The sequence below is a fragment of the Lactobacillus equicursoris DSM 19284 = JCM 14600 = CIP 110162 genome (assembly GCF_001434815.1).
Lineage (GTDB): Bacteria > Bacillota > Bacilli > Lactobacillales > Lactobacillaceae > Lactobacillus > Lactobacillus equicursoris.
In genome coordinates this window covers 1-6,092 of the sequence record NZ_AZDU01000067.1, presented here as the reverse complement: position 1 = coordinate 6,092, position 6,092 = coordinate 1, and the positions used below count along the sequence as shown (strand labels likewise).

Genomic DNA, 6,092 nt, shown 5'->3' with positions numbered 1-6,092 from the left:
AAGCAGACCGGTTGAGTCAACTGGGGGGCAAAAATCCAAGAAAAGTCGACCGGTTGAGTCATTTCGGGGGCGAAATTCCAAGAAAAGCCAGCCGGTTAAGTCATTTCGGGGGCGAAATTCCAAGAAAAGCCAGCCGGTTGAGTCAACTCGGGGGCGATATTTCCAAAAAAGTCAACCGGTTGAATCATTTCGGGGGCGAATTTTCCAAAAAAGCAGACCGGTTGAGTCATTTCGGGGGCGAATTTTCGCAAAAAGCAGACCGGTTGAGTCATTTCGGGGGCGAATTTTCCAAAAAAGTCAGCCGGTTGAGTCATTTCGGGGGCGAATTTTCGCAAAAAGCAGACCGGTTGAGTCAACTGGGGGGCAATATTTCGCAAAAAGTCGACCGGTTGAGTCATTTCGGGGGCGATATTTTCCAAAAAGGCAGCCGGTTGACATAATCCGGGGGCAAAAGCCCGCACCCCCCGCACCCGTCACCGCCATCCACAAAAAAGGCCACCCACAAGCGGGCGGCCTTCTAAGATGATGATTAAGTTTGATAAATTACGATTGTTGTTTGTGATTGATTTTTTAGTTTGATAAATAAATTGTTGTTTAATTCTTGATTTTGGAGATTGTCTAATCTAAAAAAGATTAGTCTAGTGGGAAGATCTTGTCAGGGTTCAAGATGCCCTTAGGATCGAACAAGCCCTTAACTTTTCTGAGGAGGTCAGTGTAGTCCTTGCCGTAGAAGTCTTCGTAGTAGTTTTGACGAGCATAGCCAACGCCGTGTTCACCTGACATGTTACCGTCAACTGACTTAGCGGTCTTGTACAGTTCGGAGATAACCTTGTCGCCCTTCTTGGCGAATTCTTCATCGCTTAAGTCGTCTGAGCACAGGTAGATGTGCAAGTTACCGTCACCGGCGTGGCCGAAGTTAGGAATCCGCATGTTTTCTTCAACTTCTAATTCTTCGATCCGCTTCAAAACTAAAGGAATCTTGTTGATTGGTACGGAAACGTCAACTTCGTCCATCTTAGGCGTTGACTTTTGAATTGCCAAAAGCAATTTTTCACGTGCATCCCAGATAACCTTAGCTTCTTCTGATTCAGCGTCTAAAACAACTTCCTTCATGGCGTTGAATGGTTGAACGGCCTTCAAGGCTTCGGCCAGTTGGGCCTTAGCGTCTTCTTCAGTGAAGGAGTCAATGCCCAAAATGATGAAGCCGTCGCCTTCCTTAATTGGGAAAGTTGCATCGTACCCTTTTTCCCACAAGTTCAAGACCTTGCGGCCCATGTATTCAACCGTGGTTGGCACTACACCGGAAGCCAGGATGGCTGGCACGGATTCGATGGCATCAGTCAAGGTTGGGAATGGGATAATAGCGTTCAAAGCGTGCTTTGGTCTTGGGTAAAGACGCAAAACAGCTTCAGTAATGACGCCCAAAGTCCCTTCTGAGCCGATGATCAGGTCCTTCAAGGAGTAGCCTGATGATGACTTAACTGACTTAGAACCGAACTTGTAAACCTTGCCGTCAGTCAAGGCTACCTTGACTTCGCGGATGTGTTCCCGGGTTACGCCGTACTTGATTGCCTTGAGGCCGCCGGCGTTAGTGGAAATGTTGCCGGCAACGGTTGCCCAGTGCATAGCTGGCGCTGGCATGTAGGTGAATGGCTTGTCTGCCAAAAATTCTTCCAATTGGTTCAAGCGGATGCCTGGTTGTACCGTGATGGTCAAGCTGTTTGGGTCGTATTCAACGACCTTGTTCATCTTTACCATGTCCAGGGAGATTCCGCCGCGTACCGTCAAGTTGGCTCCCATGAGGCCAGTTGAATTCCCCCGAGGAGTAAGAGGAATGTTGTGGTCGCTAGCATACTTCAAAACGCTGGCTACTTCTTCAGCCGTAACTGGTTGGATAACCAAGTCAGGCATGGCTCTAACCGTCTTGAATTGGTCGTGGTCCCAGTGCTGGGTTACTTCCGTAATAAAGCGGTCTGGATCGGAGATCATCCCGCGCAAGTTTTCAATGTCTTCAGTAGTTAATTTCTTGTAATCCATTTTACTTACCTAACAGCTTTCTTAGTGTTTATCTCTCTTTTTCTATTAAACCACGTTTGAAAACGTTGTCAATTTTATTAATTTTTACACAAGCCTTTTTAGCCAATGAAAAAAGCGGTCTAGCAACCGCTTCCGCTTTTCTTTTTTTTAAAAAAATCCCCGATTTTCTAAATTTGTGAAAATTGCTACTTGCCTTTTTAGCCCTTGCGGTAGACAAAAGTATCATCCTGGCTGGCTTCCGGGCAAAAACTATAGCCCAGATCCCCAAACTTTTTCAAATCCTCAACCTCTTCCACCTGCTCTTCAGCCATGAAGCGGACCAGACGGCCCCGGGCCATCTTGGCGTGGGTGGCGAAGGTCTTCCACTTGCCCCCTTTTTGCTCTTGGAAGTCGATCGTAATCATCCGCTGATCAGCTTGCAAATACGGCGTCACCAGCTTGCTGTATTCTTTTGAAGCCAGGTTGACCACCACGTTATTTTTGGCAAAAAGCTCCCGGTAAACCTGGTCGCCCCAGTAGCGGTAGAGGTTCTCCTCCTCAAAGCCAGGCAAGGGGCTCATGAAGTCCAGCCGGTAAGGCGTCACCCGGTCCAAGGGCCGCAAGATTCCGTAGAGGGCCGATAGGATGCGGAGGTTGGCATTTAAATAGGCAAGTGCCGGCGTCTCTAGTACGTCGGCGGCCAGGTACTGGTACTGCAGGCCCTGGTAGGCAAAAAGGGCCGCCACGCTGCCCTCATCCAAGTCAGTCTTGAGATACTCGCTCGCCTGTTTAACCAACTTGGGATTGGCCCGCCAGATCTTGGTTAGGCCAGCCTCGTCCTGGCGGCGCAGGTAGGCCCAGATTTTTTCTGCTTGGGGTAAAAATTGGGGTCTGCTCTCTGGCAAAAAGCTGTCGTCTTGGGCCGTCATCTTCTTGGCCGGGGCAATAATAATCTTCATTTTTTACATCCTCTGCTGCTTTTAGTAAAATTAACTATTATAGTAACAGATCGGAGAAAAAGATGCTTAATCCAGATTTTGCCATTATCGTCAACATTACCGCTACCGAAGGCGTCGACCCAGACGCCTTGGTCCGCCGCGCCCGGGACATCGGCGCCCGCGCCATTGCCAGCCAGCAGCCGGACCTTTTCCAAGCAGCCTGTGAAAAATACACCATCGCTAACCTGCCAAGCCAGAACGGCCGCGACTACCCGGTGGGCCAGGTGGTAGACGCCCTGGTTGCCGCTAGACAAGCCGGCCAGCCGCTCGTCATCAACTTTGACCCCGACTCCCCGGAAGACCAGGAGGCCCTAGAAGAACTCAACTTGTGGATGCACAAGTACGGCCATGCCGCCAACGACGGTGCGCCAAGCAAGCTGACGGCCAACGCAGATGGTGCCTTTTTGCTGACCAACCGCCACGCTAGCTACCAGGATTACCTTTTTGTCAAAAAGCCTTTCACTGACGAAATCGAGGTAGCTGGCCTTGACCAAGAGCCCAACCGGGTGGAATGGATCGACGGCCGGGTTGACTGCCCTTATACTTTTGAAAAGAAAATTTTAAAAATAACTTTGCCAATCGTTGAAAGCCCCTTCACTTGGCAGGTGATCCGCATTCAGGAGCACCGGCCAGAAGACGACATTGCCGAAACTGAGTTCTAATTCGTTTAATCTAAAGTTAATTTGTGTTATACTAAACGCAATCTTCTTATGATAGATTGGAGTTAAGATGACCTCTCGCAAAGACTACCGGAAAGAAAATAAGCAGGGAAGTAAATTTTTAATTATCGGTGGCGTCGTAGCGATTGTTGCAATTGCTGCTGGCGTCTTCGGCTACAACGCCTACAAGCGGGAACAGGCAGCGGCCTATGCTCGCAATCAAAAGCAAATTGCTTTTAACAAAACGCACTTTAACCCTAACGTCTCCATTTACGGGGTTAAGGTCGGCAAGTTGACCGTCAGCCAGGCAACCAAGAAGGTGCTGGCCAAGGCCAAGAACAAGCTGGTCTACAAGGACGGCAAAATCACTAGCGTCCGCGATACTAAGCTGACCACGATCAGCCAAAATACGGTGGAAAGCTACTTTAAGAAGCAATACACCCAGCTGCCAACGACCCAGGTTTACAGCTACAAGAACATGGCCTTGAACGCTGGTAAAAATAAGCTGAAGAAGGTCGCTGCTGCTAGCGTGACTTACAATGTTGGCGGGAAGACTTTTAACCTCAGCGCTAAAGATTACCTGACTCAGGTCAGCTACTACTCAGGCAGCCTGCACTATGACAACATCAGCAAGCTGACGGCCAAGCTGGAAGCCATGGACAAGGAAGTCAAGACCTTGGGCAAGAGCTACAAGTTCAAAACGCCAACTGGCTCAACCATCACGGTTACCAACCAAAGCTACGGCTGGGGCATCTGGACGGCCAGCGCCAAGAGCGCGATCTTGAAGTCCTACGAAAATGGGACCAAGACCATCGACGGCAAAAAACACATCTACGGCGACGGCTACACGACCCAAGGGCTAGGCTACGGCAAGAGCAACAACGGTCTGGGCAACAGCTATGTCGTTGTCTCCATCGCCAGCCAGGACATGTGGATTGTGGTTAACGGCAAGGTGGCGGTGACCGTCTCTGACGTCGTTACTGGGACCGAAAACAAGGGTGACAACGCTACGCCTAAGGGCGTTTGGTACATCATGTACAAGGAAGAAGGCGCTACTCTGAAGGGGCAAAACGACGACGGTTCAAGCTACGCATCTAAGGTTAGCTACTGGATGCCATTTACTCTGAGCGGCTGCGGCCTGCACGACGCTTCATGGCGGACCGACTGGTCCAGCACCGCTTACCTGGAAGGTGGCTCCCACGGCTGCGTCAACATCCGGCCAAGCGAAATCAAGTCCGTTTGGAACGCGGTTAAGGTGCACATGCCTGTGATCGTTTACTAAGAAGTAAATTACATATGAAAAAGGATCTATCTTCAGCAAGAAGGCAGATCCTTTTTTGGTATGCACGATACTTTTCTATTTGTCAGTTAATTCCTTGAGTTTCTGGACAGGTTCACTCTCCTTGAGTTTTCTCTTCCCCTTCTCCATGAGAATCCCAGCCTGCACTTCCTTCAAAAATGGAGCTGACCGCTTCAAAGCTTGGCCACCAGCGTAGCCTAAAGCCAGCAAAAGAGCGATTCTCTTAGCATGCTTCATTTTCATTTTGCTCACCTTATTTCTGACACATTTCTAAAAAGCTAGTCATTTCTCTCTTTTTATATTATAGCGCTTTCTTGAAGCGGGATGATATAACACATTTCCTTCAATGTATGGTTGTTTATTATGCGCAATCGGTTACAATGTAAATGTAGATGTAATCGTACATTCTTTGAGGTAATAAAATGAACAACGATTTTAAAGATATCATGCAAAACAGAAAGTCTATCCGGCACTATGATTCCAGCGTGAAGATTTCCCGTGACGAATTGCTGGAAATCATCAATGAATCTATCTCTGCTCCAAGTGCCTGCAACCTGCAGTCCTGGCACTTTGTTATTGCCGACACTCTAGAAGGCAAGAAGAAACTTCACGATTTCTTAATGCCGTTCAATTACCCTCAAGTTGACACTGCTCCAGCCACGATCATGGTTTTCGGTAACACTAAGTCAAACACTAAGTCATATCTGAAGTATCGTGACCTGTGGAATGGCATGGTAGAAGAAAAGAAGGTAACTCCAGAAGCACGCGATGCCGCGGTTAACACCTTCCTTCCACTTTACGAAAAGGCTGACCGGCAAATGTTAGTCGCAGACGCATGGTTGATGCCTCACTCGTCTCCATGCAACTGATGCTGGTTGCCCGTGAACACGGTTACGAAACCAACCCAATGGCCGGCTATGACGCAAGCAAGGCAGCCGCAGAATTTGGCTTAGATCCAGAACAATACATTCCAGTAATGGCCATCTCCATTGGCAAGCCGGACCCAAGTGAAGTCGTACCTGACACAGTTCGCTACGATGTCAAGGATGTAACAGAATTCGCTTAATTTCAAAACAATACACAAAAAAACTGTTTCCATGATATGACCCCCGAAATTAG

Annotated in this window: 8 protein-coding genes and 1 pseudogene; 3 read left to right on the top strand and 6 right to left on the bottom strand. The window is 48.6% G+C overall.

What is annotated here, in order from left to right; translation table 11 throughout:
• Positions 1–95 precede the first annotated feature (95 nt).
• The 5 genes from FC20_RS10925 to yaaA form a co-directional block, all read right to left on the bottom strand.
• Positions 96–314: a hypothetical protein gene (locus FC20_RS10925; RefSeq protein WP_236697662.1), complete on the bottom strand. Its 219-nt coding sequence runs from the start codon at positions 312–314 to the stop codon at positions 96–98.
• Positions 298–477 carry a hypothetical protein gene (locus FC20_RS10440; protein WP_156402969.1) on the bottom strand — a complete coding sequence of 60 codons (180 nt, stop codon included), beginning with the start codon at positions 475–477 and terminating at the stop codon, positions 298–300. The genes FC20_RS10925 and FC20_RS10440 overlap by 17 nt, the downstream gene beginning before the upstream one ends.
• A 156-nt stretch (positions 478–633) precedes the next feature.
• Positions 634–2,037 (bottom strand): FAD-binding oxidoreductase, encoded by a 1,404-nt coding sequence (locus tag FC20_RS08925; RefSeq protein ID WP_008460553.1) that lies wholly within the window; start codon positions 2,035–2,037, stop codon positions 634–636.
• A 28-nt stretch (positions 2,038–2,065) separates the two neighbouring features.
• Positions 2,066–2,254, bottom strand: coding sequence for a hypothetical protein (locus FC20_RS08920; protein WP_155859251.1), 189 nt, complete (start codon positions 2,252–2,254; stop codon positions 2,066–2,068).
• Positions 2,235–2,975 carry a peroxide stress protein YaaA gene (gene yaaA, locus FC20_RS08915; protein WP_008460550.1) on the bottom strand — a complete coding sequence of 247 codons (741 nt, stop codon included), beginning with the start codon at positions 2,973–2,975 and terminating at the stop codon, positions 2,235–2,237. The genes FC20_RS08920 and yaaA overlap by 20 nt, the downstream gene beginning before the upstream one ends.
• A gap of 62 nt (positions 2,976–3,037) precedes the next feature.
• Here yaaA and FC20_RS08910 point away from each other — a divergent pair, with 62 nt between their 5' ends.
• Both FC20_RS08910 and FC20_RS08905 read left to right on the top strand, forming a co-directional pair.
• Positions 3,038–3,676 carry a hypothetical protein gene (locus FC20_RS08910; protein WP_008460548.1) on the top strand — a complete coding sequence of 213 codons (639 nt, stop codon included), beginning with the start codon at positions 3,038–3,040 and terminating at the stop codon, positions 3,674–3,676.
• Positions 3,677–3,743: 67 nt separating this feature from the next.
• Positions 3,744–4,955: a L,D-transpeptidase family protein gene (locus FC20_RS08905; RefSeq protein ID WP_008460546.1), complete on the top strand. Its 1,212-nt coding sequence runs from the start codon at positions 3,744–3,746 to the stop codon at positions 4,953–4,955.
• Positions 4,956–5,030: 75 nt separating this feature from the next.
• On the opposite strand, the gene FC20_RS08900 is transcribed toward FC20_RS08905, so the two are convergent.
• Positions 5,031–5,216: a hypothetical protein gene (locus tag FC20_RS08900; protein WP_008460544.1), complete on the bottom strand. Its 186-nt coding sequence runs from the start codon at positions 5,214–5,216 to the stop codon at positions 5,031–5,033.
• A gap of 179 nt (positions 5,217–5,395) precedes the next feature.
• Here FC20_RS08900 and FC20_RS08895 point away from each other — a divergent pair.
• Positions 5,396–6,039 (top strand): annotated as a pseudogene (locus FC20_RS08895) (nitroreductase family protein).
• Positions 6,040–6,092: the final 53 nt, after the last annotated feature.

Coding starts and splice junctions, on each gene's coding strand:
- FC20_RS10925 (WP_236697662.1), bottom strand. CDS start 314: ATGACTCAACCGGCTGACTTTTTTGGAAAATTCGCCCCCGAAATGACT.
- FC20_RS08925 (WP_008460553.1), bottom strand. CDS start 2,037: ATGGATTACAAGAAATTAACTACTGAAGACATTGAAAACTTGCGCGGG.
- yaaA (WP_008460550.1), bottom strand. CDS start 2,975: ATGAAGATTATTATTGCCCCGGCCAAGAAGATGACGGCCCAAGACGAC.
- FC20_RS08910 (WP_008460548.1), top strand. CDS start 3,038: ATGCTTAATCCAGATTTTGCCATTATCGTCAACATTACCGCTACCGAA.
- FC20_RS08905 (WP_008460546.1), top strand. CDS start 3,744: ATGACCTCTCGCAAAGACTACCGGAAAGAAAATAAGCAGGGAAGTAAA.
- FC20_RS08900 (WP_008460544.1), bottom strand. CDS start 5,216: ATGAAAATGAAGCATGCTAAGAGAATCGCTCTTTTGCTGGCTTTAGGC.